At 61.8% G+C, this 23,840-nt stretch carries 17 protein-coding genes and 1 pseudogene; 10 read left to right on the top strand and 8 right to left on the bottom strand.

Features of this window, described 5'->3' with window-relative positions:
• Positions 1–26: 26 nt before the first annotated feature.
• The gene (locus tag AC4BCK_RS15790) at positions 27–836 is read left to right on the top strand and encodes an enoyl-CoA hydratase/isomerase family protein (RefSeq protein ID WP_490566146.1); all 810 of its coding nucleotides are present in this window, start codon (positions 27–29) and stop codon (positions 834–836) included.
• A gap of 81 nt (positions 837–917) precedes the next feature.
• Here the strand turns inward: AC4BCK_RS15790 and AC4BCK_RS15785 are convergent, their stop codons facing one another.
• On the bottom strand, positions 918–2,297 hold the full coding sequence (locus AC4BCK_RS15785) for a hypothetical protein (RefSeq protein ID WP_490566145.1): 1,380 nt from the start codon (positions 2,295–2,297) through the stop codon (positions 918–920).
• Positions 2,298–3,575: 1,278 nt separating this feature from the next.
• Here AC4BCK_RS15785 and AC4BCK_RS15780 point away from each other — a divergent pair.
• The 9 genes and pseudogenes from AC4BCK_RS15780 (at position 3,576) to AC4BCK_RS15740 (ending at position 15,995) form a co-directional block, all read left to right on the top strand.
• On the top strand, positions 3,576–4,820 hold the full coding sequence (locus AC4BCK_RS15780; protein ID WP_490566144.1) for a glycosyltransferase family 4 protein: 1,245 nt from the start codon (positions 3,576–3,578) through the stop codon (positions 4,818–4,820).
• Entirely contained in the window at positions 4,817–6,577 is a 1,761-nt protein-coding gene (locus tag AC4BCK_RS15775; RefSeq protein WP_490566143.1) for a glycosyltransferase family 4 protein, read from the top strand. The genes AC4BCK_RS15780 and AC4BCK_RS15775 overlap by 4 nt, the downstream gene beginning before the upstream one ends.
• Entirely contained in the window at positions 6,577–7,464 is an 888-nt protein-coding gene (locus AC4BCK_RS15770; RefSeq protein ID WP_490566142.1) for an ABC transporter permease, read from the top strand. Before AC4BCK_RS15775 ends, AC4BCK_RS15770 begins: the two co-directional genes overlap by 1 nt.
• A complete protein-coding gene (locus AC4BCK_RS15765; protein WP_490566141.1) occupies positions 7,451–8,341 on the top strand; it encodes an ABC transporter ATP-binding protein in 891 nt (296 codons plus the stop codon). The genes AC4BCK_RS15770 and AC4BCK_RS15765 overlap by 14 nt, the downstream gene beginning before the upstream one ends.
• 1 nt (position 8,342) lies before the next feature.
• Positions 8,343–10,247 (top strand): glycosyltransferase family protein, encoded by a 1,905-nt coding sequence (locus tag AC4BCK_RS15760; RefSeq protein ID WP_490566140.1) that lies wholly within the window; start codon positions 8,343–8,345, stop codon positions 10,245–10,247.
• A 15-nt stretch (positions 10,248–10,262) separates the two neighbouring features.
• Positions 10,263–11,516: a UDP-N-acetyl-D-mannosamine dehydrogenase gene (gene wecC / locus AC4BCK_RS15755; RefSeq protein ID WP_490566139.1), complete on the top strand. Its 1,254-nt coding sequence runs from the start codon at positions 10,263–10,265 to the stop codon at positions 11,514–11,516.
• 38 nt (positions 11,517–11,554) lie between these two features.
• Positions 11,555–12,325 carry a hypothetical protein gene (locus AC4BCK_RS15750; RefSeq protein ID WP_490566138.1) on the top strand — a complete coding sequence of 257 codons (771 nt, stop codon included), beginning with the start codon at positions 11,555–11,557 and terminating at the stop codon, positions 12,323–12,325.
• Positions 12,322–14,571 carry a glycosyltransferase gene (locus AC4BCK_RS15745; RefSeq protein WP_490566137.1) on the top strand — a complete coding sequence of 750 codons (2,250 nt, stop codon included), beginning with the start codon at positions 12,322–12,324 and terminating at the stop codon, positions 14,569–14,571. The genes AC4BCK_RS15750 and AC4BCK_RS15745 overlap by 4 nt, the downstream gene beginning before the upstream one ends.
• A gap of 250 nt (positions 14,572–14,821) precedes the next feature.
• Positions 14,822–15,995 (top strand): annotated as a pseudogene (locus tag AC4BCK_RS15740) (IS3 family transposase).
• Between the two features lie 495 nt (positions 15,996–16,490).
• Here the strand turns inward: AC4BCK_RS15740 and AC4BCK_RS15735 are convergent.
• The 7 genes from AC4BCK_RS15735 to AC4BCK_RS15705 all read right to left on the bottom strand — a co-directional run bounded on the left by AC4BCK_RS15735 (position 16,491) and on the right by AC4BCK_RS15705 (position 23,776).
• Positions 16,491–17,258, bottom strand: a complete 768-nt coding sequence (locus AC4BCK_RS15735) for an ATP-binding protein (protein ID WP_490566136.1) — start codon at positions 17,256–17,258, stop codon at positions 16,491–16,493.
• Positions 17,258–18,253: a Mu transposase domain-containing protein gene (locus AC4BCK_RS15730; protein WP_490566923.1), complete on the bottom strand. Its 996-nt coding sequence runs from the start codon at positions 18,251–18,253 to the stop codon at positions 17,258–17,260. The genes AC4BCK_RS15735 and AC4BCK_RS15730 overlap by 1 nt, the downstream gene beginning before the upstream one ends.
• Before the next feature lie 161 nt (positions 18,254–18,414).
• On the bottom strand, positions 18,415–19,203 hold the full coding sequence (istB, locus tag AC4BCK_RS15725; protein WP_237428195.1) for an IS21-like element helper ATPase IstB: 789 nt from the start codon (positions 19,201–19,203) through the stop codon (positions 18,415–18,417).
• Positions 19,200–20,729 (bottom strand): IS21 family transposase, encoded by a 1,530-nt coding sequence (istA, locus tag AC4BCK_RS15720; RefSeq protein ID WP_237428196.1) that lies wholly within the window; start codon positions 20,727–20,729, stop codon positions 19,200–19,202. Before istA ends, istB begins: the two co-directional genes overlap by 4 nt.
• Before the next feature lie 74 nt (positions 20,730–20,803).
• Positions 20,804–21,520, bottom strand: coding sequence for a transposase (locus tag AC4BCK_RS15715; RefSeq protein ID WP_490566135.1), 717 nt, complete (start codon positions 21,518–21,520; stop codon positions 20,804–20,806).
• 387 nt (positions 21,521–21,907) lie between these two features.
• Complete coding sequence (locus AC4BCK_RS15710; RefSeq protein WP_490566134.1) at positions 21,908–23,533, bottom strand: glycosyltransferase family 61 protein; 1,626 nt, start codon at positions 23,531–23,533, stop codon at positions 21,908–21,910.
• A 54-nt stretch (positions 23,534–23,587) separates the two neighbouring features.
• Positions 23,588–23,776, bottom strand: a complete 189-nt coding sequence (locus tag AC4BCK_RS15705) for a hypothetical protein (protein WP_490566133.1) — start codon at positions 23,774–23,776, stop codon at positions 23,588–23,590.
• Positions 23,777–23,840: the final 64 nt, after the last annotated feature.

Genomic DNA, 23,840 nt, shown 5'->3' with positions numbered 1-23,840 from the left:
TTGCCCGGTCTTATCGAAGGAGCCGCATGATTTCCCTGTCCATCAACAACGCCGTTGCCGAGGTGGTGCTGGATGCACCGCACAAGCTGAACTCCCTGAACGAGCAGGCGCTGGCGGATTTAACCCAGGCGTACGACGACGCTGCCGCCGCCGCCTCCCGCGGTGAGGTGCGGGCGCTGCTGCTCAGGGGAGAAGGCCGCGCCTTCTGCGCGGGCCGGGACATCCAGAACGTGACGCCGGAGAGCGACGACGCCGCCGCGTACCTGGGCGGGCTGGTGGAGCCGCTGCTCAAGAAGATGGCCGCGTTCCCGGCACCGACGTTTGCGGCGGCTCACGGGGCCTGCCTGGGCGTGGGGCTGGGGCTGCTGCTGGCCACGGACGTGGTGTACGTGGCAGAGAACGCCAAGTTCGGCTCGCCCTTCGCCAAGCTGGGGGCCACGCTGGACTCGGGCGGGCACTGGTACTTCACGGAGCGGCTGGGCATGCACCGGACGCTGGACCTGATCTACACCGCGGACCTGATCTCCGGGGCCGAGGCCGTGGCCCAGGGGATGTTCAGTCGTGCCATGCCGGCGGACCAGCTACTGGAGGCGACGCGGGGGATTGTGAACCGGGTTGCTTCCGGGGCGACCGGTGCGTTTGTGGCGAGCAAGGAGCTGGTGGCGCACATCCGGGACCAGCGCCTGGGCCTGTGGGAGGCCATGCAGGAGGAGAACGCCGAGCAGGCCCGCCTGTGCACCACGGACGATTATGCCGAGGGTTTCCGGGCTTTCCAGGAAAAGCGTGAGCCGCGGTTTACCGGCGGGAAATTGCCATCCGCCGTTGCTGATTTGTAAGGTTCAGCGGCGCGGAACAAATGCTCCATAGGAGCACATAGGGCCCAGCGGGTGTGCCAGGCCCTACATCATCTCCACGAATCAGTAGGTGAAGTTCAGGACTGTCACCGTGCCCGCGGTGAGCTTGATGGACTGTTCCTGCGAACCGTATTCGAAGCCGGGCATCGTCGGACGCTTGGCTGCTGGAGCCGGGCCTGAAGCGCTTCCGTCAATGACGGTTTGATCTTCTGCGTCATAGCTGGGACCAGTAAGTTGCGACATCGTTCCGGTCAGCGGCTGTCCTGGCAACGAGAGCTTCACATCTGTCTGTGCAGCCACCTGGGGGTCGTTCTGGTTGACAATGACCACCGTTGTGCTGCCATCAGCATTGCTGAGAGCGTAACTGTAAGACAGGCCTCCCCCAGAGCTCTGCAGGTCGACAAACTTTCCACCTTCAAGGTCGGTCACCATGGCGAGTCCGAAGAAGTTGGCCCGGGTCGCAAACTGTCCGTTTGGCTTCAAGTAAGCGCCGCCACTGCAGAGCACGGACATGGGTGGTCCTCCGGTGCAGGTCAGAAGCGAACTGTGGAAGCCGATCCGTGTGATTCCAAGCTTGGCCGCATTGAGGACATAATCCGCGGTCCACAGTGCCGAGGCGTGGGTGCGGGTGGTTTCGTTCGATCCCGCGCAAGCAGAGATTCCGGTTTCCGGAAGCCACGTCTCGAGCCCTGCCGCCTGGGCTGCCTTGAGAGCTGCCTTTTGGTAATCCTCGCCACGCTGGTGCATCAGTGGTGACATCAGATTGGCCAACGTCGGGGACGCCTTGGGGTCAACGGTGCCGTCGCAGCTATGGAGCGGATAGTTGTGGAAGGTGAAGATTTTCCTTTGTGGAATGTCAGCATCAATGAAGGGCCGCCACCAAGCCTCGCTATAGGCGCCAGGGCCAGCGATTGGGACATCCGGGGCGACGGCGTAGATGGCCTGCGCATAGTCCTTGAGCTCGCGGACATAATCCTGCGGTGAATAGCCCGCGGGGCGGAGGCCACTCGTTCCGAATCCGTTGGGCTCGTTGCCGATGGTAACGCTGAGCAGGCGGTCACCCAGTATTGCGTGTGCATTTTTTACCATGTCCGCAGCTCGATCGGGATCATAATGGCCCAAGTCCGCCGTAAGGGCAACTTGTGCGTCGGCAGCTTCCAGTAGCGTCTTCACGCGAGCCAGGTCGGCAGGACCTACCGCCCGAACGGGGTGCGCCTTGTCGCCCTTATATGAACTGGGCACCGGTTCGCCGGTCGAGGTCCAGAAGAAGCGGCGGTCTACGGCATTTCCGCCGAAACGCAGCACAGGTCCGTCCACTTCCCGGAGAATTTCCACAATGGACGGGTTGTCGCTGCTGAGCAGCGGGTCCGCCAAATCCGTCGCCTCAAGGGAGATGCCCGCCATGCCCTGGGGGAGAGAGGTGCCGGTCTCCCGGTCACTCACACGTATCGTCAGGGGTTCCACCGGCTGCAGGGGCGAACCTGCAGGCGGGCCGGATTGGTGATAATGGGTGACAGGGGGCGCAGGAGGAAGTGACCGGCTGGCCGTGGCAGATGGCTCAAGGGAGGGCTCCGCCGTGGCGGAGTCCGGGGTGGAAGGGGTACCAGCGGTGGTGCAGCCCCCAAGAACCAACACAAGGGTGAACAACACCGCCAGTGTTGCGCGTGGCGGTAGCGCGGCGTTCCTCTGTTTCCGTTCGGTTTTCGCCGCCGTCCAATTGTCTCGCGGGATGTTAGGGAGCTCGAGATTAGGGCTGGGCATGCGTGGTCTCTCCAAAGTCAGAGGTGGGCGTGGAATCAGCTTAGCGAAGCTGAGATGCACCCTTGCCCCGCAACTGCCAGCTCACCCGATCCGCGTGCCGAGGCGGGCGCCGAAGTTGCTGCTGGCGAACCCCTTTAGACGGGAGGAGCCTCAGCGTCGAGTATGCTGGGGACGAGACTTTGACTTGACTCGGCGTGCCCGGATTCACGCCATCCTGATGTTAGGCAGCTACCACTTATCAGCCGGGGATTAACGAGCCTGGGGGGCACGAACATTTTGAACATACGAGCATTGTCCCGCTCGCTTTCCAGTGGAACAGTCTGCGGTCTTCTGGCCCTGGTCTCACTGCTGGGCCCCATTCATTCAGCTTCGGCCGATGATGCTTCCCCGTCTTCTGAGCCGGCTATGACTGCCCCTCCAAGCATCTGGCCCGCACCTGAACCGGTCCTTCCTACGCTGGACCCTGTAGCTCCGCTTCCGGAACCTGTTTCACCCCCTGTGGAGGAAGTGGCTGCACCCCCGGCCCCATCTCACGAGGCACCCGCGGAACCGGTCCTCCCGCCAGCCGGCCCTGGCCCTGCAGGCGTCCTCCCGGTGGTACCGCCTGCCCCCCCTGCAGCGTTTGCCCCGGGACCCGATGTGCCCGCCTCCTCAGCACCTGCCCTGGAGCCATCTGATCCTGTTTCCGAGCCCACCCTTGCCACCAGCGTGGCGGAAACTTCCGCGGCAGTGGTTCTTCCGGAGGCGTCCTCCTCACCTTCATCATTGGCGGACACCCGGGGGCGGCAAGCGGGCACCAGCGCAGTGGAACAGGCCGTCTCGGCAGCCACCGGAAGTCCACTTGCGGTTCAGTTACTGACGGTGGCGTTGCTCATCGGCGCCGGCATCGTGTATTTTAAGGTTCTTGGTTCCAAGGGCATGCGCACTCCGTCCAGGTTTGTCAAGTAACCGCGGTCCGACGTGAACACTGAAGAACGTCCTGACGAGTTGCGCCAAAAATTAAGGCTCATACTCCTGACGCATTCGTATTGGCCGGAGAGCAGCCCGCCGCAGCGTCGGTGGAGTGCACTGGTGGGGGAGTTCCGAAAGCAGGATTGGGAAATCGACGTCGTGACTCCCGTTGCCCACGCGCCTGCGGGCAGCGGTAAGGACTTTGCCGGCACCGGAGGGAAGGCGTTCCGTTCCCAGAGCGGGCCCCACGGGGAAAGAATCCGTCGGGTGCCGTTCCTGCCGCACGGGAGGCGGCACTTCTGGCGGCTCGTGGACCAGTGCTTCTCCGCAGTCTGGACGATACCTGCAGCCATCTTTGCCCGCCCGGCCGACGCCGTGATCGTCACCGTACCGAGTCTGCCTATGATGGCGGCAGGCTATGTGGTAGCCCGGCTCCGCAGGCTGCCGCTTGTACTGGAAATGCGCGATGCCTGGCCCGACCTGGCCCGCGATGCGCGGCTGGTACAGGGCAGCGTTAAGAGTGGATTCGAGATTTTCGCTGACTTCGTGCAACGCCGTGCCAACCTTGTGGTCACCGTAACGGACGGCTTCGCTGATGTGCTGCGTCGCAGGGGAATAGTGAACGTGGCGACTATTTCCAACGGCCTGCATGTGAGCTCCCTTCCGGCGCTCCCTGCACCGCCGCTGGAGCGTACGACTCTTGAAGTTCTGTATCTGGGAAACCACGGGGAGAGCCAGAATTTGGAAACGTCGATACGTGCCAGCGCTATGGTCGGCAACCGCATGCATCTCCATATGGTGGGCTCCGGTTCCAGAAAGCCGATTCTGCAAAAACTCGCTCGCGAGCTAAGTGCGCCAGTCACCTTCCATCCGTCCCTGCACGGGCAGGACGTACTAGACCGCTATGCCTCCGCTGACACCTGCATCGTGTCCCTCAGAGATGACTGGAAGTCTTTCGAGACCACCATCCCTTCCAAAACCTACGAGGTCCTGGCCCTTGGACGGCACACAACCGCCGTGGTCCGGGGCGAGGCGGCACGGGTTGTAACTGAGGCGGATGCCGGAGACATCGTCCCCAATGATCCTTGGGCCCTGGCGGATCTTTGGCGTGGTCTGGCAGAGGACCGGACACGATTGGTCCGGAGCGGAGCGAGCCGTATCTGGGTGCAGAACCACGCGGACTACGGTGTTCTTTCGCGCCGCTACATGGATCTCATCAGGGACCTGGTTTCGCGGAAGAGTCCGGCAGCATGAGATCCGTACTCCGGAATTTGGGCCTGACCTGCCGAATTGTGTCCTCAAATCTGGTGGAGGACCCGTTTCAGCTGTTTCTTCAGTCTTCCCGCAGGCTTCCTGCCAAGTACGTCACATCGGTCGCGCGCCTGTTCCTCAGGGTTGCACCGACGGGCTCGACAGCCATCCCACTCATGGTGGCCGAATTGCTCAGGGGTGATCAGGATGGACTGACAAGACGTCTGCAGCTTGCGCTGACCCGGACTGTGCCGCCGGGCAAGGCGGTCAGGCTTGCCGAGATAGCGCTGGCAGCCAACAATTCCGCTATCGCGGATCAGTTCCTTGCTGCATCCGTAGGCGCCAGGGGCTACGAGGCTGCTCTCGCCCGTCGGCACTGGTATGTCGGAGCAGTTAGCGCCGCCATCGCCGCGTTGGAAGCAGGCGCGTCCGGGACCACACCGGGCAGGCAGCAGGCACGGCTGATGTCGGAGGAAGCGTTGCTGCGCGATTGGGCCCCTGCCCTCCCGCAGGTGTGGATGGAACCAGTACCCGAGCGCGTTCTGCACCTGCTCACCAATTCCCTGCCTCACACCCAAAGCGGCTACGCCCAGCGGTCTCATTCGATTCTGATGGCCCAGCAGGAAGCGGGGTGGGAAACGCTCGCAGTGACGCGCCTCGGTTATCCCGTCCTGGTGGGAAAGCTCGGCGCCGACGGGGAAGACATGGTGGACGGAGTCCGTTACCGGCGGCTGCTGCCTGCCCGCCTAAGTGCCACCGCATGCGGGCGCCTCCAACAGCAGGCCGAGGAAACCCTGCGGCTGGCGCAGGAGTTCCGCCCCAGCGTGATTCACACAACCACGCACTACGTCAACGGGCTGGTGGCCCGAGCGGTTGCAGAGTCCCTAGGGATTCCGTGGGTCTACGAAGTCCGGGGGCAACTGGCCGACACGTGGGCCTCAACGCGCGGTCCTGAGGCGAGGGAGAGCGAACGCTACGGACTCTTCAAAAGCCGAGAGTCCGAGATCATGCGGGCAGCGGACCTCGTCGTCACCCTGGGCGAGGCCATGAGGGAGAACATCGCCGCCGCCGGTGTGCCGGAAGAGAAAATAGTTGTTGCCGCTAATGCTGTCGGCGGCGACTACCTGGCGGAACCCAGGGAGATGAGCCAGGCCCGAAGTCAACTCGGGCTCGAGCAGGATGCACAGATCATTGGTACGGTCAGCAGCCTGGTTTCGTATGAAGGGCTCGACGACCTGGTCGCCGCCTTCGCGCTCCTTGCCCCTGCCAATCCCCAGTTACGGCTGCTCATTGTTGGCGCCGGAGTGGCACTGCCGTTATTGCAGGAGCAGGCGCGGAGGAGCGGTTTCGGTGACCGAATTACCTTCACCGGGTTAGTTCCCCGAGATCGAGCCAAGGTGTACCACGAGGCCTTGGATGTATTCGTCGTACCGCGCAAGAATCTTGAGGTCACCCGCGCCGTGACGCCTTTGAAGCCGGTTGAAGCTTTGGCGAGCGCACGTCCAGTAGTGGCCAGCGCGCTTCCAGCGCTGGCAGAAATTATCGAGGACGGCCGGACTGGGCTGCTGGTCCCGCCGGAGAACCCCTCCGCGTTGGCAGACGCCTTAGCCTCACTGCTTGCCCAACCATCCCTGCGACGGGCCATGGGAACAACCGGGCGGAAACGTGTGCTGGCTACCCGCACATGGGCAGCGAATGCTGACGCCAATGTGCAGGCATACAGCGCTTTGGCGGCAAACAATTCAAGGAGAGCCTGCTAATGTCCGCAAAAAAGGCTAGGTTACCGGCCCCCGCGGCCGTTCAGCCGCTGTCAGTGGATATGCGGAGGCTCTCCCGTGTCGGCTCACGCCCGGGCTTCCTGGACTACCTGGTCCAGCTTTGGGACTTTCGGCAGTTCATCTTTTACGACGCCCGGGCGAGGGTACAGAGTGGGACCAGGCGCGACAGGCTCGGGAGCGCCTGGCTGCTGCTAAACCCGATATTCAACGGGCTGACCTACTACCTTATTTTCGGGGTACTGCTGCAGACCAGCCACGGCATCGATAACTTCATTGGCTACCTGGTGGTGGGCGTATTCCTGTTCCAGCTCAGCTCGGGAGCCATCACCGCTGGTGCCCGCTCCATCCGTAGCGGGAAATCGGTCGTTCAAGCTTTCAATTTTCCCCGTGCCGCACTGCCCCTGGGCGCGAACATCCGGGAACTGCTGTCCGCAGTTCCTTTGATCCTCGGCATGTTGCTGATTATCGTCGTTTTTCCGCCGGCGGAAACGATCTCATGGTTGTGGTTGCTGGTTTTCCCCGCAGTGCTCCTCCAGGGGGTTTTCAATCTGGGCATCGGGATGATCCTGGCTCGAGTCATAGCCAAGATCCACGATGTCACGCATCTGCTGCCGTTTATCCTCCGGGCCTGGTTGTATGCCTCCGCGGTCTTCTATTCTTACGATCGCTTCATCACCGACCAAACACTGCTCGAGGTGATGCGGCTGAACCCGCTGTTCAACGTCATTGACATCGTGCGGAACTGCGTTCTTTATGACACCGTGCCTTCATGGGCCTCGTGGGCTAGCCTGTCGTGCGTGGCCCTGGCAGCCCTTATGATCGGCCTTGTCTTCTTCTGGAAGGGAGAGGAAACCTATGGTCGCGATTGATGAGGCCCAGTTCCTTGACGGTCCACCGTGCGTCGTGATCGACAAGGTGGAAATGACGTATCGGGTTGAATCAACGGATGACAGGACCGGGTCCGCCCGCGGTGTCAGGGGCGTCCTTCGAAAGCTCTTGCGAAGAAGCAATCTTGTGACTGTCCAAGCACTTAAGGAAATCTCGTTAGTGGCCGAACGCGGCGAATCAATTGGCATCATCGGACGCAACGGATCCGGTAAGAGCACCATGATGAAGCTCGTCAGCGGGCAGGTGGCACCCACGAAGGGTGCCGTGTTCGCGTCAAGCACGCCGATCATGCTGGGCGTCAATGCCGCGCTTGTACCCGAGCTGTCTGGAGATCAGAACGTCGTGCTCGGCTGCCTCGCCATGGGTATGGACATGGCGCAGATTGACGCGCAGTTCGACAGCATCGTTGAGCTTTCGGGCCTGGATTCCGCAATTTACTTGCCCATGAAGTCGTATTCCTCGGGCATGGCCTCCAGGCTTCGCTTCGCGATTGCGGCCGCGGTAAACCCGGAAATCCTGTTGGTGGATGAGGCGCTGAACACCGGGGATGCCCAGTTCAGCAACCGCAGCAAGACGCGGATGGATGAGCTCAGGGCTCAGGCTGGCTGCGTGTTCATCGTCAGTCACAGCCTGGACACTATTCGTGACATGTGTACAAGGGTGATCTGGCTGGACAAGGGTGAACTGATTATGGATGGGACGCCTGCAGATACCACGCAGCTCTATCAGGAGTTTTCGTCTCACCTTTCCAAGGGAAACAACATCAGTGCTGAGCGAATCAAAACCGAAGCCAGAGCGAATCTCATAGCCACGCAAGTGCTGGAACGAACCAGCGGCCGCCGAATGGAAGGACGGTGAGATGACAACGCTGCTGGAAGTTCGGACAGCCCTTTGGCACTTTCGCCAGGGTGGCCCCGGGCAATTTAAGGAGTGGCTGCGGCGCCGGGAAATCGAAAACCGGGGCAATGGCCGATCCGCCCAGCGACCCGACCGGATCAGGGCGCGGCGGACGCAAGAGCAACCGCTGTCGTTTGCCCCGCACAGGATTCCCGATCGGGCCCCACGTCGCAGTGATCTCCGTGTCGGCGTCATCCTGGATGACTTTTCAGCCTCCGCCTTTGCCTTCGAATGGAACCTCCTGGTCCTTCGCAGGGATGAGTGGCTCCAACAACTGACTGGGACCCACATCGATTTCCTGTTTGTGGAGTCGGCATGGAACGGGAACGGAGGGTCCTGGCAGTACCAGTTGACGGGTTCGTCTGGTCCTAAGCCGGAGTTTCTTGCTCTGATGGACTGGTGCCGCGAAAACTCCGTTCCCACCGTCTTCTGGAACAAAGAAGACCCCCCGCATTACGATGACTTCCTACCTGCGGCGCAGCGCTTCGACGTGGTGTTTACCAGCGATTCTGACCGGATTCCGGCGTACTTCGCCGACCTCGGGCACCATCGGGTGGACGCTCTGCCGTTTGCGGCCCAGCCGGCCATCCACAATCCCATCCGGGCCGGCCAAGATCGGCATTCACGCGGAGTTGCATTCGCTGGAATGTACTTTGCCCACAAGTATCCGGAGCGGCGCCAACAGATGGACATGCTGCTGGCAGCGGCACGGAACGCCGGCAGCCACTCCGGTCCGGAGCTGGAGATCTTCTCACGCCAGTTCGGGGGAGACCCCAACTACCAGTTCCCAGTCCCCTTCAGCGAGCACGTGGTCGGGACTCTGGATTACCCGAGGATGCTCACGGCCTACCGGGGCTACAAAGTGTTCCTCAACGTTAATTCAGTGGTGGACTCGCCCAGCATGTGTGCCCGCAGAATTTTTGAAATCACGGCATCCGGAACCCCTGTGGTGTCGGCTCCCAGCGCCGCCATTGGACGCTTTTTCAAGCCAGATGAAGTGCTTGTGGCCGAAACCCAGCAACAGGGCGAACACCAGATACGGATGCTTTCCCGGAGCCCTGAACTTAACGACCGGGTTGTTCACAAAGGGCAGCGGCGTATTTGGGCCGAGAACACATATGCCCATCGGGCGGAGGCAGTCGTCGCCTCGGTGCTACCTCAGCGTGTCCAGCCGGTGGCCCTGCCCTCAGTCAGCGCCATGGTGTCCACCATTCGGCCTCACCAGCTGGAGCATGTCTTTGCGACCGTAGGTAGCCAGGCGTCAGTAGACCTCGAACTTGTGCTGCTCACCCACGGCTTTGAAGCCGACGGCGCCCGGTTGCGGGCCTTGGCAGAGCAGTACGGTGTCCAGCGCTACCAGGTCTTGTCTGCACCGCGCGAGATGACGCTGGGAGAGTGCCTGAACCTGTGTGTCAGCAGCGCCACAGGAGACGTCCTGACAAAGATGGACGACGACGACTACTACGGGCCCAACTACCTCGTGGACCTGCTTTACGCCCTCGAATTTTCCAACGCTGAGGTTGTCGGAAAACTTGCCCATCACATGCACTTCGCTTCCAACAGGGCCACCGTCTTGCGCATGCCGCAGATGGAGCACACCTTCACCCGGATCGTGATGGGACCGACCATTACGGCCGGGCGGAAAGTCTTCCAGGCCCATCCTTTCGAGCCGCTGAACCGTGGAGAAGATACGGCATTTCTAAAGGCTGTGACGACCGCTGGCGGTTCCATCTATTCAGCAGACAGATTCAACTTCTGCCAAATGCGAAGCGCCCTGGGCCACACCTGGGACGTCGGAGATGAAGAGCTGGCTGCTTCAGGCGAAATCAAGTTCTTTGGGGACCCCAAAGAACACATCACCGTATAACTAAGGGGAAACACATTGACCACTATTGAGACTGTTGCAGTCATCGGCCTGGGCTACATAGGGCTGCCTACCGCCGCCATTCTGGCCACGAACGGACTCAGCGTCGTTGGCGTCGACGTAAACCAAGAGACGGTGAATGCCGTAAACCGCGGCGAAGTCCCGTTTGTGGAGCCGGACCTCGCCGTTCATGTTGCCGGCGCCGTAAGCCAGGGTCACTTGAAAGCCACCACAGACACGCCCGCGGCGCAGGCGTACATCGTTGCCGTTCCCACCCCTTTCCGCGCTGACCGATCAGCAGACCTCAGTTACATTGAGGCGGCGGCTCGCGGCATCGCACCGACCCTGCAGGGCGGCGAACTGGTGATCCTTGAGTCGACGTCCCCGCCCCGCGCTACACGGCACATGGCCGACGTCATCCTTGCACTCCGCCCTGATCTGTCCCTTGACGGCGCAGACGGCGCACCTGTCATTCACTTTGCCCACTGCCCGGAACGCGTACTGCCGGGCCGCGTCATGATCGAACTGGTAACAAACGACCGGATCGTAGGCGGAATAACGGCGGAAGCCGCCACGCTGGCCAAGGACCTCTACTCCGTCTTCTGCCAGGGTGAAATTCTGGTTACTGATGATGTCACCGCCGAAATGGCCAAACTCGTCGAAAACTCGTACCGCGACGTCAACATCGCCTTTGCAAACGAACTTTCCGTCATCAGCGAAAAGGTCGGCATTGACGTGTGGGAACTGATCCGCCTGGCAAACCACCATCCCCGGGTAAACATCCTTCAGCCTGGTCCCGGCGTTGGCGGCCACTGCATAGCTGTTGACCCTTGGTTCATTGTCGCCGCCGCGCCTGAGGAGTCCCGGCTGATCCGGACTGCCCGCGAAGTTAACGACGCCAAGCCCGAGTGGGTGTTCCAGCAGATCGTTTCCGCGCTGGAAGACCTGCCTGCGACTGCAGAGGTGGCTGTACTTGGCCTTGCCTTCAAGGCCAACATCGACGATCTGCGTGAGTCACCCGCAATTGAAATCGCCGTTCACCTGGCTCAGGCCATGGGGGACAGGAAGATCAACATTGCAGAGCCTCACATTGAACACCTGCCTAAACAGCTGGCAGGCCACAGTAACGTTGACCTGCTTCCCATCGAAGAGTCCATCAAGCGTTCCGACGTGGTGGTGGTTCTCGTGGACCACGATGAGGTTAAAGCTGTGTCTTCGGACTCTTTGGCCGGCAAGACCGTCATTGACACCCGCGGGGCGATCCTCGTATGACTTTTACTATTGAAGACGTCACTCCCGGCATTGACAGAATGATCGGGCTGGATGCGGTTGCAGGCCTAACGGAGGAAGGGCCTCTGCCGGGGCCGGCGCTGGTCATTTCCGGGCCGACGGCGTCGACGGCAGAGCTTCGCTCCGCTCCTTCGGAAGCCCTGATCGCCCGGAGCATTGAGGACTTCCGCTCCATGTCCTTCGTTGAAATTCGGCATTTCGTCGCGACTGCGGAGGGGTTCAGCCTGACGCTGGAACTCCTAGAGGCCGGCGACTTGAACCCGGCCTCACACATCGTCTGGAGCCTGGACCTTCCCCTTCTTGAGACTTTGGCCAAGCTGAATGAACTGGGACTTCCGGAAAACGTTACAGTGCAGCGGATCGGCGGCGACGCAGCCAATTCGGTCGTTCTCACGGCTGGAGGCTCAGGCCGGAAGCTCGATTTCGAGAGCTTCAGGGCAGGACTGGAAGTCGGTGCCGCCATGGCGGAGGGGAATCAAGGTAACAGATCGGACCGTTGCTCCACGACAGACCAGGCGCTTGACTTGCTGCGCCGCAAGCACCTCAGCGTGCTTGAGAGTTTGTCTCCCGTAGATACGGATCCTGAGGTCGTGGCGCGCCCGCAGACTCAGGGCCAAGACGCCAGCCGGATGGAAAATGAGTTGATCCTTCTTAAGCGGCGCTACGACGCCCTGGACCGGAAATATACAGCACTGTCCAACTCGCGCCTGGGCGCACTTACGCTCCAGCTCTGGGCGCGGAAGAACCCCCGCCAAAACAAAGCCACTCCAGCGAAGGACGGCGAGAAGTGACCACCCCCACCCAGCATGATTCTCAGACACCTCTTGACGTGGACTATGGCTCCACGATGCTCCTCGACAGAACAGCCCGCGACGCCGAGATCTTGGCGCTCAGGGACGCCTTAAAGGGCAGTTCGTCCGCCGCAGCGCCGCGCTATGCCGGCCTTGCACACGGCGTAAGTGTCGTGATTCCGAGTTTTCAGGGGAGGCACCGAATAGCGCCCTCCCTTCAGTCCCTGGTAGACCAGACGCTCGACCCGGCGTCGTTTGAGATCATCATCATTATCAACGGGGAGGATGACGGCACATTCGCCCTTGCGGCTGCCATGCGCGACTCAAACCCGGCCCACCAGTTCAGGATTCTCTACCAGGCCCAGCCGAGTGCAGGTGCTGCCCGCAACCTCGGAATAACCGCTGCGAGGTTCGAGTACCTGACCTTTGTGGACGACGATGACTATGTGGGCCCAGCTTTTCTTTCTGATCTGCTGGGGGCTGCTGCTCCGGACTGCGTATCCATTGCCCCGATCATCAATGTCTCCAGCCTCGGCGAAGAAGACCCTCTGAACGCGTTGAATATTCAAATATCTGCACGCGGAAAAAAGACATTCAAATTGAACGCTGTCAGCAGCATCCTGGGTTTCAACGCTTGCAAACTGATACCCACCAAGGCAGCCAAGGAGCTCACCTACTCCGAGAGCCTTCGAAGCGGTGAAGACATCTGCTTTATGGCCAATCTGGCAGTGCTCAACAGCTTTGATGCTGTCGTTGCGTCCAATGACCCCTCCGCCGCTTACTTCCGTGTCCTGCGGGAGGAATCCATCTCAAGGCAGCCGCTCGATTTTGACTTCGCCGTCCAGCAAAGACTTGAGGTCATACGGGAGCTCGAGTCGATGCGGAGCTGGGACTCCGCGCCTAACGACGTCCTGCTGTCCGGGCTCATGCGTTCGCAGGCGAATTTCATCAGGCGCTACTTGGACGAAAACCCGGCCGACCGCGAACAGGTCGTTCAAAAGGTCGAGTCCTTTAATCTCAAGGATTTTCCCTGGTTCAGGATCAACGAGGGTATAGCGCGGGATCTCGTGGTCAGCTACTGTTTTGCTCCGTACTCAGATACGAGCGCCGTCATCGCATCCAAGGCAATCGTCGAGCGGGGCAAGGTTGTTGATGTCATCTACAACAACATGTCATCCGTCCGCCGGAAGGACTCAAATCTCGATACAATAGCCGGCCGTTTCATTGACACCGCCACTGAGATCCAGGCACCGGCGTCCTTCGCGGGGTGGACTCAGATTTCTGAATTCATCAGCAAGGGGATAAAGGTTGCAGACAGGCAGGATGCACTCAAAGGCGGCTACGAATCGCTGTACAGCCGGGTGCTGTGGCCCGGCTCGCACTTCCTCGCCGCCCTCTTCAAGATCCGGCACTCAGGCGTGAAATGGACCGCGGAATTCTCAGACCCGCTCAGTACTGATGCGAGCGGAATGCCTCGGGCCGGGGACCTCGTCAGGGACGACATGTTTGGTGTTTTCAACAGGGCAGTCACGGCCAGGGGCTTTGCCACCCTTGAGACGGACAGCCTTTTTACCTGGTGCGAATACCTGACGTACGTCCTGGCGGATGAACTGATTTTCACCAACGAGAACCAGCTCGCGTACATGCTGAACCACGTTGCGGACAAGCGGCTGAAGCGGATGATCGAAAGTAAGTCGATTGTGCGTGTCCACCCCACGCCCCCGGCGCGAAGCTACGAGGTGCTGCCAACAACTTATGCGCTGTCCGAATCCGTAGTAAACGTGGGCTATTTCGGAGCGTTCTACGAAAACCGCGGACTTCGCGAAGTCCTGACAGCGCTGTCCAACATCTCCCCCGACATGCGCCGCAAGCTGCGCCTGCACGTCTTTACCAACAAGGCCGATGACCTTGCCCGCCAGATTCAGGAATTTGGTCTCGTGGGCGTGGTCAAAGCACAGGGCTACCGGCCGTACCTGGAGTTCCTGAACCTGAGCCGTCAGTTTGATGTGTTGTTGGTCAACGACGTAGAGAGGGGCGGCGAGCTTGCGATCAACCCGTTTCTCCCTTCGAAGTATTCCGACTATAAAGGCACTGGCGTGCCGATTTGGGGACTTATCGATGAAGGAAGCGCATTGAGCAGGGAATCCCTCGCCTATACTTCCCGGGTCGGGGATGGACCAGGGGCACTGGCGGTGCTTGGAGAAATTTCCCGTGCAGCGGGCAAGCGTGCCGGGACAGCGTTGTAATGGACAGTTGGGACAAACAACACCAAGCCCCCGTTCGCACCTGGAGTTCCATTGAAAACCTCCAGGTCGATGGACGGCAGCGCCACGTGGTACATCCCAGCCAGGGCGAGACATACGCATTGGACTGCCGGTTGATCTCAGAGACTCCCCCACCTTGGTCGTCGCGCTCCACGGTGTGGGCTGCTGTGGAGATTTCGGACAGTGGTACCCCATGAAATGATGGGGACTACCGGAATGAGGAATCACCAGCATGTCATCAACCCGTCGCAGGTTCAGCCAGGAATTCAAGGATGAACTGTGCCGCGAAGTCATCGACTCGTCCAAGCCGATCAAGACGGTTGCCACCGAATATGGCGTGGGTGCTGAGACGTTGCGTAATTGGCTGAAGAAGTACAAGGAAACCCACGGAGGCGCCGAGACGGAAGCGGAGCTGAATGTCTCCGAGCGTGCCAGGCTTAAGGAACTTGAACGTGAAAACCAGGAACTGAAGGCAGAGGCCGCGTTCCTAAAAAAGCGGCCGCATACTTCGCGAGGGAGCCACGGTAGTGGCGAAGTATGAATTTATCGACTCCTACGCATCCACGCTGAAAGCGCCGGCAGTGCTGAAGATGTGCCAGTGGCTGGAGGTCTCCCGCTCGGGGTTCTACCACTGGCGGTCTCGGCCACCGCGGCCCGCAGAGACACGCTGGCCGCCCGCGTGCGGTATTTCTTCAAGGAATCGGACGGGACCTACGGATACCGCTGGCTCCACGCGGATCTGGCCGGTGAGGGCACCGAATGTTCCCGGGAACTGGTGCGGCAGATCATGCGGCAAGAGGCGCTCGTGCCGTGCCAGCCACGGCCCTTCAGGACCACCACGGTCGCCGACACCAAAGCGGCCGAGGCCTGCCGGATCTGGTTTAACCGACTTCACCACCGATCGTCCCGGCATCAAGTTCGTCGGAGACATCACCTACGTGCACACCTGGCAGGGATTCATCTACTTGGCCACGGTCATCGACTGCTATTCGAAGAAGGTCGTCGGCTGGGCGATCGAGGACCACATGCGCTCCGAGCTCGTGGAACGGGCCCTGTCCAATGCCGCCGCGACGACACGAATCGAGCCCAACGCCATCTGGCACAGCGACCGCGGAAGCGTTTATACCTCGGCCTCTTTCCGGGCCCTGGTCACCGGGCTGGGCATGCGTCCATCCATGGGGAAAACCGGGATCTGCTGGGACAACAGCCAGGCGGAGACTTTCTTCTCGGCTCTGAAAAACGAGCGGGTCTACCGCACGACGTACGCCACGAAGGAACGCGCCCGCAAGGACATAATCCGCTACATCGAGGGCGTCTACAACAGCCGCAGACGCCATTGAGCACTCAACTGCCAGCGGCCGAATGAAGTCCACTATAGTTACCAGCAGCCGGCCACGGCAGCGTAGAAAAACCACTAATCCGCTGTCCGAAAACTCCTAAGCAGCCCAGCGATTCAGGGCCGACCCCGAGCTTCGGTGCCAGTGCCTTGCAGGCAGCATAGACAGACGGGTATTCGGGCAACCGATCCAAGGTCATGCGCACTGCACGGTCACGGACTTCGGGCGGGAACTGCTTGGGCATAATCACTATCTTTCTCACAGAAGATAGCGGCATCAAACCCGGGCCGGTTCAAGCAGCCTCGATGAGGGTCACTGACGCCTGCTAGGCACACCTGCCCATCGTATTCACAGCGCTTGCCGTCTCCCGGACTGTGGAGAACAAGACGGGACTCGCGGTGCGTAACGTCATCAAACAGCTCCGGCCCTTACGCTCAGCCACCATAGCTGGCAGATAGCTTCTGTCGGTACTCCCGGTCTGGGTAGTTGGTACCGGGATTTCGGGAACACGGTACCGGCCCTTCGCTTGTCCGCTCGGGGCCGGCACCATGTCCTGGGAAGGGTTTATTCCCAGTGATCCGGTTGGGCGCGGGCCCTGTCGTCGCGGAGTTGTCGCATGTCGACGTCGCCGAGGTTGAGTTGGCGGGCGTTGTTTGCGAGCCGGTTCACGATCGAGTCCGCGGCCACCCGGTCCGGTAGGGCCTCGACCCAGTAGGCCGGGCCGGACTGCGAAGCAATGAGCGTGGGCAGGCGGTGTTCCCGGTTGGCCAGGACCGCGAAGAGGTCGTTGGCTGCCTCGGGGTCGATGCCCACGGTGAGGAAGTCATCGATGACCAGCAGGTCCACGTCCGAGAGTTCGTTGAGCATCTTCTGGTGGCCGATGCCGTCGCCGCGGGCGATGACCAGCCGACGGGCGAGGTCGTCCATCCGGGTGTAGGTGACGGTGTGTCCGCTCTGGCAGGCGGCGATCCCGATCGCGCAGGCCAGGTAGGTCTTGCCGCCACCGGTTGGTGAGATGACCAGCAGGTTCGTGGGGTCCTGGCGCCATTGGTGGGCGGCGTAACGCTTCATCCGCACCGGGGTGATCCCGCGTCCTTCCTGATAGTTAATCTCGGCGACCGAGGCTTGCGGGATGGGGAACCGTGCGGCCCGGATGAGTTTGTCGATCCGGTGGGCCCGGCGCTGGTGGAGTGCGTCGTCCACTGCGGTGAGGAAGATCTGCTCGGGAGTGAGCTCGTCATTGGCCTCGTCGGTGATCAGTTCCTCGAACCGCACGGCCAGGTGCGCGATGCGCAGGGTCCGGAATTTCTCGTGGTCCTCGCTGGTGAACATCAGCCCTGTCCTCCCTGTCCGCCGCGGCGGTAGTGCTCGGCCGAGCGCACGTGCACCGCCGCCCCGATGCCTGCGCCGGGGTCGGCGCCGCCGGCGGGTTTGCGGGTGGCCGCCGCCGGTGTGACGGTTCTGGGCTTCTTGGTGTCGGAGTCGATGGTGGCCATGATCCGCTTGATCGTGCTGTAGGTTCCCGGTGCACCGGTGTCGAGCAGGACCTGGCAGGCTGCCTCCAGACGGGCTTTGTTTCGCTTGCCCAGGGACTCCAGGATGTTCTGGCAGTCCAGATAGCCTTGGGCCTCCACAGCGTGCCGGTCAATGATCCCGGCAATGACGGCCTCGGTGGCTGGTCCGAAGCCGCGGGCCCGGTCTGTGAACCATCTCTTGGACCACAACCCGTCGATACCCCGGTGACGGGTCGGGGCATGCGCGACATCGGTCGAATATTGGCCCTTCCGGCCCTGCCGCCGGACATGCTCACAGACAACCTGGTCCCCGTCGAAGACGGTCACCGTGGTGGACGTAACCCGGACCCGCAGCAGCTGCCCGGCGTAGGTGTAGGGCACGGAGTAATGCTGGGAATCGCAGCTGACGTGGTAGTTCCGTCCGACCTTGAGCTGCTTCCATTCCACCGAGTCGAACCCGTCGGCCGGCAGCGCCTGGAGCAGCCCGGACTCATCGGCGGTGAAGCGTTCCCACCGGGTGCTGCCATCGGCCCGGGGAATCTGCTCGTTGATCTCGACCAGCCGGGCACCGATTGCCGCGTTCAGGGCCTGCACCGTGGTGAAGACCTCCTCGGCCAGATAGCCGATCACCCGCTTGTTCACCACGTTCACCGCGGACTCGGCCGCGGCCTTGTCGCGGGGGCGTTTTGCCCGGGCCGGCACGATCCCGGTCGAATAGTGCTCGGCCAGCTGCTGGTACCGGGAATTCAGGACGCGGGCCGACTCGCCCCGCTTCGGCCGGTGGGTCGAGGTCGCCGGGTTGTCCGGGACCACCAACTGCGGGACCCCGCCGTAGAACGAGTGTCAATGGCCATTACGTTCTGCCCATGGGCGGCCAGTTGATGTGCCCGCTGGTGGCCAGTAAAACTGCCCGGTTATGGCCAACAGATCTGCCCACTGATTCGTTTCGGCGGGGTCGGCCATCGTTGGGTTGGTCAGTTCAAGCGGGTCACTCCTTTTCCGGCGAGGGCCTGGGTAAGACGGACGGAATCGCCGCTGGTCTGGCAGACGTGGGCGTGGTGCAGCAGTCGGTCAACGGTGGCGGTGGCGAGGGTTTTGGGCATGAGCTCATCGAACCCGGCGGGGTGGAGGTTGGAGCTGATCGCGACGGAGCGTTTTTCGTAGGCTGCGTCCACGACCCGGTAGAGGCCTTCGGCGGCGTCCGTGGCCACGGGCAACAGACCAATATCATCGATGACCACGAGCTCGGCGCGCAGGATCCGGGCAACGGCCCGGGTGACGCTGTCATCGGTTCGGTGGGCGCGGATGAGGACGCCGAGGTCCTCGAGCCTGAACCAAGCGACCCGCATTCCGGCTTCGACGGCCTGCTGGCCGAGGGCTTCGAGGAAGAACGTCTTCCCCGTCCCCGAGGGCCCGCAGACGACCAAGTTTTCCCTGCGGGTGATCCATTCCAGGGTCCGCAGTGCCTGCTGGGTCGGGCCCGGGATGGAGGACGCTGCAGGGTCCCACGCCTCGAAGGTCTTCCCGGTCGGGAACCCGGCTGCTTTGCGGCGGGAAGCGAGCATGGACCGGGCCCGGCCGGCGGCTTCCTCCGTGAAGAGGGCCTTGATGACCTCGGCCGGTTCCCACCGCTGGGCGCGGGCGGTCGCGATCAGGTCCGGGGCCAGCGCCCGGGCGTGGGGCATTTTCAGGGACCGCATCAGGGCCTCCAGGTCCGCCGGTAGCGGCGGAGCCACGGTATTGGTCGTGGTGACGGGGCTCATCGGGCCTCCTCCGGCGTGGTGATGGTTGCGGGGTTGCCGATCGCGGCCCACGCCCCTGTTCCTTGGGTGAGGGAGGTGGCTTCGTTGGCGGCGTGGGTGGTAGTGCGGCGGATGTTGGCGTTCAAGATCGAGGCGAGGTCCGGGTGCGCGAACCGGCCGTGCAGGGCGGCGTCGCCCAGGGCCCGGTCGACCTGATCAGTGCCGGCGATTTTGGCCAGCGTAACGGCTTCGGCCATTTTCACGTTCATCCTTGCGGTCCCGGCCGCGGCGGCCTCGACGAGCCAGGTTCTGGCGCCTTCGCCGATGGCCAGGAACGCGGCCTCGTCCGCGCTGCGGGCCCTCACCTCGTAGTCGCCGGGGAGCTTCGCCCGGGTTCCGGGGAAGTGTTCGTCGTTGATGGCGGGGCTGCCGGGCCGTGCCCGTTCGTGGCGGGCGACTTCGACGGGCCCGGTCGTGCCGTGGTGGACGATGATGACCTGCTCGCCGGGCCCGGTGCCGTGGGTGCGGACGAACACCCGGGCTCCGAGCAGGTGGGCCGGGACGGAGTACTGGGCGTTTTCGAAGGTGACCATTGGGGTGTTCTCCGGAACGCCGCGGGCCAGGCCGAACGCGACCGTGTGGGCGGTGTCCGGGATCCGGTGCAGCCGCGGGGCTTCCTCGGCGAGCATGGCCGCGGGTTTCCGCCGCGTCGTCCGGTGCTCACGGTGATTGACCTCGTCCATGAACGCCGTGCAGGCGGCCTCGAGCTCGGCGAAGGTGCGGTAGTCATCGCGGAGGTTGGTGTCTTTGGGCACGAGGTCGGCCTTGGCGAGTTTCACGGACGCTTCGACTCCGCCTTTGGTGGCCGGGTCCGCCGGTTGGCAGGTCAGCACGGTCACCCCGTAGTGCCGGGCGAAGTCCAGGGTCTGCTGGTTGCGCACCGGGACCCCGGCGACGTGGGCGGTGGTGACGGTCTTCTCGTTGTCCGTGAGGACATAGGTCGGCGCCCCTCCGAGGATCCGGAAGCACCGGTCCAGGGCCGCGAACACGCTCGGCGCGGTCCTGTCCCTGAGCGGGATCACGATGCGGAAGCGTGAGAACGCCAGCCAGGCCACGAAAAGGATGGTCTTCACCCCGCCGATCCGGGGCCCGTCGCCGAAGTCGTACTGCAACCACATCCCCGGTTCTGTGATCCACGGCCGGTGGACGCGGGTGTGGCCCAGCCGCCACGCGGCTTTGACCTGCGCGATCGCCCGGCGGGTAGACCGTTCCGAACCGGTGTAGCCCAGAGCGAGGAGCTTTTCGTGGGCCTTGTCGGCCCGGATCCGGCCCTTGGAGGCTTCGATCCATTCCTCGATCTTGGGCAGGAACGCGTCGGTGACCCGGCCGCGGGCCGCGGGTTCCCCGATCGGCCGGCCCGCGTCACGGGCGGTGACGTGTTTAGCAACGGTGTGGTGCGAGCAGCCCGTGAGCTCCGCGGTGGCGCGCAACGATCCGGTCAGATCGTAGGCAGCAAGAATTTCCATGATTTCTCCGTCAGACTTCATACAGGGCCTCTTCCTGGTTCGCTTTTGGTGCGCTTAGACACCGTCATCAAACCGCAGGGAGAGGCCCCCACCGCTTAAAGACGCGGCAGGAACAAGTAAGGAAGTGGGCAGATCTCATGGCCACCGGCGGGCAGTTCTGCTGGCCGCCAGCGGGCACTTTCGTGGCCGCCTATGGGCAGTTTTTCATGGCCGCTAACAAACGAGAAAGCCGCCACATGGGCGGCAATCCAGGACGCCGATGTCATGTCCGTATACCCATGACAGAACACCGCCCCGGAATACGGCAGCACCGCCACGAACAGATAGACGCCGGTCACCTCCCCGGTGACCGCATCCACGACCCCCAGCGTGTCCCCGGCCCAGTCCACCAACATCGCTCGGCCCGGCTCGTGGTGCAACGTCGCCACGACATCGGTCACCCGGGCATGCTCGGCGAACAAGGCGCAATACTGCGAATACCCGTACTTCTTCGCGCCGTTCGCGGTGCTCGAGGCAAGATACCTGCTCCAGGCCTGCTGGAGAGTGAAGTGCCGGTTCTCCCTCATCGAAGCCAGCACCCGATCAAAGTCCGGGCGTTCGTATAACTCCGTGACCCTCTTCCGGCCATCGGGAAACAACCGGGCGATCTCCTGCGGAGACATCGCCCCGATCTGCCCCGCGGTGAACCCGTAAGCCGCGATCGTCTTCTTCGCCGCGGCTACGTCCCGGCGTGAACACCCCACCACCGCGACGATCTCGTCATAGCTCCGACCAGCAACAGCCAAGGTCATGATGGCCTTGAAATCGGCCATGCTGCCTCCTCACATAGGAAGAGGCGGCGCCCAGTGCACCGCCTCACCCACAGCGCAGCACCCACAGACCACGGCAGTACCAACTCACCGGAACAGCAATACCAACAACCCGGAACACGAGTACCAACTCACGCTATCTGCCAACCATAGCCATCAACGGCACCTACCAAACATTCGCCCCCGACATCGCGGCCGAACAACAATCAATTCTCGATGCCATCCGGAGCCCAAAATTCACGCACTAAGCAAATGAGCCAAGTCAGGTGGCTTCAACACGACCCGCCACCTACTCCAACGCAGGGAGCGGTGCCCTCAGCGAATACAACGTCAAGCGACCCTAGCCGGGTAAAAGGGCTACCAATCTGTTCAAACAGATTGGTAGCCCTTTTAGGTTTGCGGGTCGAACTCTGCGAAGAGGCGGTCGAATTCGTCCACGTCTATGGAAAAGTCCGCCCCAATACCCACCTCTCCACTCGACGCGGTCCCCTGAAGGGCCCAATACTCCCCGTTCTTGTGACACACGAGATCGTAGAAGTAGTCGTGCATCATGTGCTCAGTTGCCAGGGCGAAAACCTTCACGCCCTTGGGGCTGAACACAAGGTTCGAGAATGCTGCACCCATGTTCCCGATGACATGAGTGGCGGAGGCGAATACCCTTGCCTGTTCGCTGAACGAGAGCTTCTCGGGGACGATGACCTGGTAGCCAGCTGATTCGAGTACGGGGAGAATTTCGGTTTCGTTCAGCAGGTTTCGGCGCGGGTAATTGTTGCGGGTGAGGTATATCTTCCGACCCCAAGACCTGTCATCGTCCGCTTGGTTCTGGCATCGCTCGCTGACCTGTTCGAGAATTTGAACAGTGCGCGGTGACTTGACCAGTGGGGGTACTGTCATGGGTGTGGCATAGATGGCGTCCTTGACGAAGGTAGGACGCCGGTCTACGTAATCAATGCGTTCTTCGGATATGCCGAATACGCCTAGGCTGGCTGCGTGAAGCGCCCTGATAGGTGGGGGCGCGGCACCGTTGAGAATATAACGAAGTGGTTCTTCCGGGAACTTCTCGAGCACGTTTGCGACACGTGGAAATGTGTCCACGAGCCAATGCCCGAAGTTCAGGTCCCACGTCTGTTTGATGATGGCGTGCCTACCTGCAACGAGCCGGTCGGGTCCTGACAGGGGCTTCTCCGACACGAACAGATCTCCCTTGCCCACCCGAAAGAAGGGGCCTCGCTGCGCCGTGTGGCGTGCGTTAATGAAGGATTCCTCGATGATGCGGTTGTCGCTCGTGACAACGATTCCACCTTCTACGACAACTACATCCTTGAGGACTCCGATCTCAGCAGCTGGGTGGGGATTATCGCCGTGTGTTTTGATCAGCTGGAGCGTACGCCGTTCAATGTCCGAGGACCCGAAGATCTTTGGCGTTACCCTCTCGTAGGTGCCAGGGGGGTCTAGGAGCCACGTGGCTTCTGCGACTTCCTGGAGTGGTGCTGTCGTGTACTTTTGCTGATCGAAGATGCGTTTTCGAAGGATCACCGCTGACTTGGTCTGCTCGATCGCCACAATGTTCCGGGCGCAGTAGCCAAGGAAGTCAGTCCGTTTGGCCAAGGGTCCATCTGTGGAGAACTCGCCCTTGAGGACCTCGGCAAGAAGAGTCTCCAATTCGCTCCCAGTCCCACTCACGACTTGGTGTTCCAACACGAACACTGCTCCAGGCTGGGCAACGGGAAAGACGTGCGAGAAGAAACGCAAGATTTGGTCCTGCTGCAAGCTTCCATCCGACAGCACTAGATGCGGGGACCGCTGGGCCGCGACCGCGTACCAGTAGGGGTCGTCGAGTTTCGCCATCACTTCGCTGCTGACGGCGTAGCAGGAAGAATCGAAGAACCATTCTTTCCAAACAGGATGTTCTCGCTGCGGGGCTGCCCCTACCTCAAGAACTTCCGCACCGCAGACCTGTCGCAACTGTGCGGTGTGGTGTTCGACGGCATGTAGCAGCGCCTCATTTCGCGCCACTCGCGGCGATCCATGCTTTTCGGCGAGGCCACGCAAAATACCGGCGGAAATGTCTCAGCCCTCGATGTTGCGGTCTGCTACGAGTTCAAGAACCACTCGCTCGTACTCAGCCGCGATGTCGCCCGGCTCGCGGCCGGCGTAGGGCTCGTCACCAGTGGTCGTTAATTCCCAAGCCCCCGAGCGCGCCTCCTTTGCTTGCGCGTACTCCATGCTCAGATCCAGATGTTTTTGCCCGAAAGTCATGCCCACCATTCTAGGGGTCGGATCCTGGTCAGGCAGCCGCAGGATCCGACCCCTGTGCATAACA

Source organism: Pseudarthrobacter sp. As-47, from assembly GCF_058215595.1.
The sequence above is the reverse complement of the archived record's forward strand: the minus strand, read 5'-3'. Positions and strand labels throughout refer to the sequence as shown.

What these genes read in the sequence shown, in the direction of transcription:
- AC4BCK_RS15790 (WP_490566146.1), top strand. Translation starts at nt 27, where the DNA reads ATGATTTCCCTGTCCATCAACAACGCCGTTGCCGAGGTGGTGCTGGAT.
- AC4BCK_RS15775 (WP_490566143.1), top strand. Translation starts at nt 4,817, where the DNA reads ATGAGATCCGTACTCCGGAATTTGGGCCTGACCTGCCGAATTGTGTCC.
- AC4BCK_RS15770 (WP_490566142.1), top strand. Translation starts at nt 6,577, where the DNA reads ATGTCCGCAAAAAAGGCTAGGTTACCGGCCCCCGCGGCCGTTCAGCCG.
- AC4BCK_RS15765 (WP_490566141.1), top strand. Translation starts at nt 7,451, where the DNA reads ATGGTCGCGATTGATGAGGCCCAGTTCCTTGACGGTCCACCGTGCGTC.
- AC4BCK_RS15760 (WP_490566140.1), top strand. Translation starts at nt 8,343, where the DNA reads ATGACAACGCTGCTGGAAGTTCGGACAGCCCTTTGGCACTTTCGCCAG.
- AC4BCK_RS15750 (WP_490566138.1), top strand. Translation starts at nt 11,555, where the DNA reads ATGATCGGGCTGGATGCGGTTGCAGGCCTAACGGAGGAAGGGCCTCTG.
- AC4BCK_RS15735 (WP_490566136.1), bottom strand. Translation starts at nt 17,258, where the DNA reads ATGTTCACCAGCGAGGACCACGAGAAATTCCGGACCCTGCGCATCGCG.
- istB (WP_237428195.1), bottom strand. Translation starts at nt 19,203, where the DNA reads ATGAGCCCCGTCACCACGACCAATACCGTGGCTCCGCCGCTACCGGCG.
- istA (WP_237428196.1), bottom strand. Translation starts at nt 20,729, where the DNA reads ATGAAGTCTGACGGAGAAATCATGGAAATTCTTGCTGCCTACGATCTG.
- AC4BCK_RS15715 (WP_490566135.1), bottom strand. Translation starts at nt 21,520, where the DNA reads ATGGCCGATTTCAAGGCCATCATGACCTTGGCTGTTGCTGGTCGGAGC.
- AC4BCK_RS15705 (WP_490566133.1), bottom strand. Translation starts at nt 23,776, where the DNA reads ATGACTTTCGGGCAAAAACATCTGGATCTGAGCATGGAGTACGCGCAA.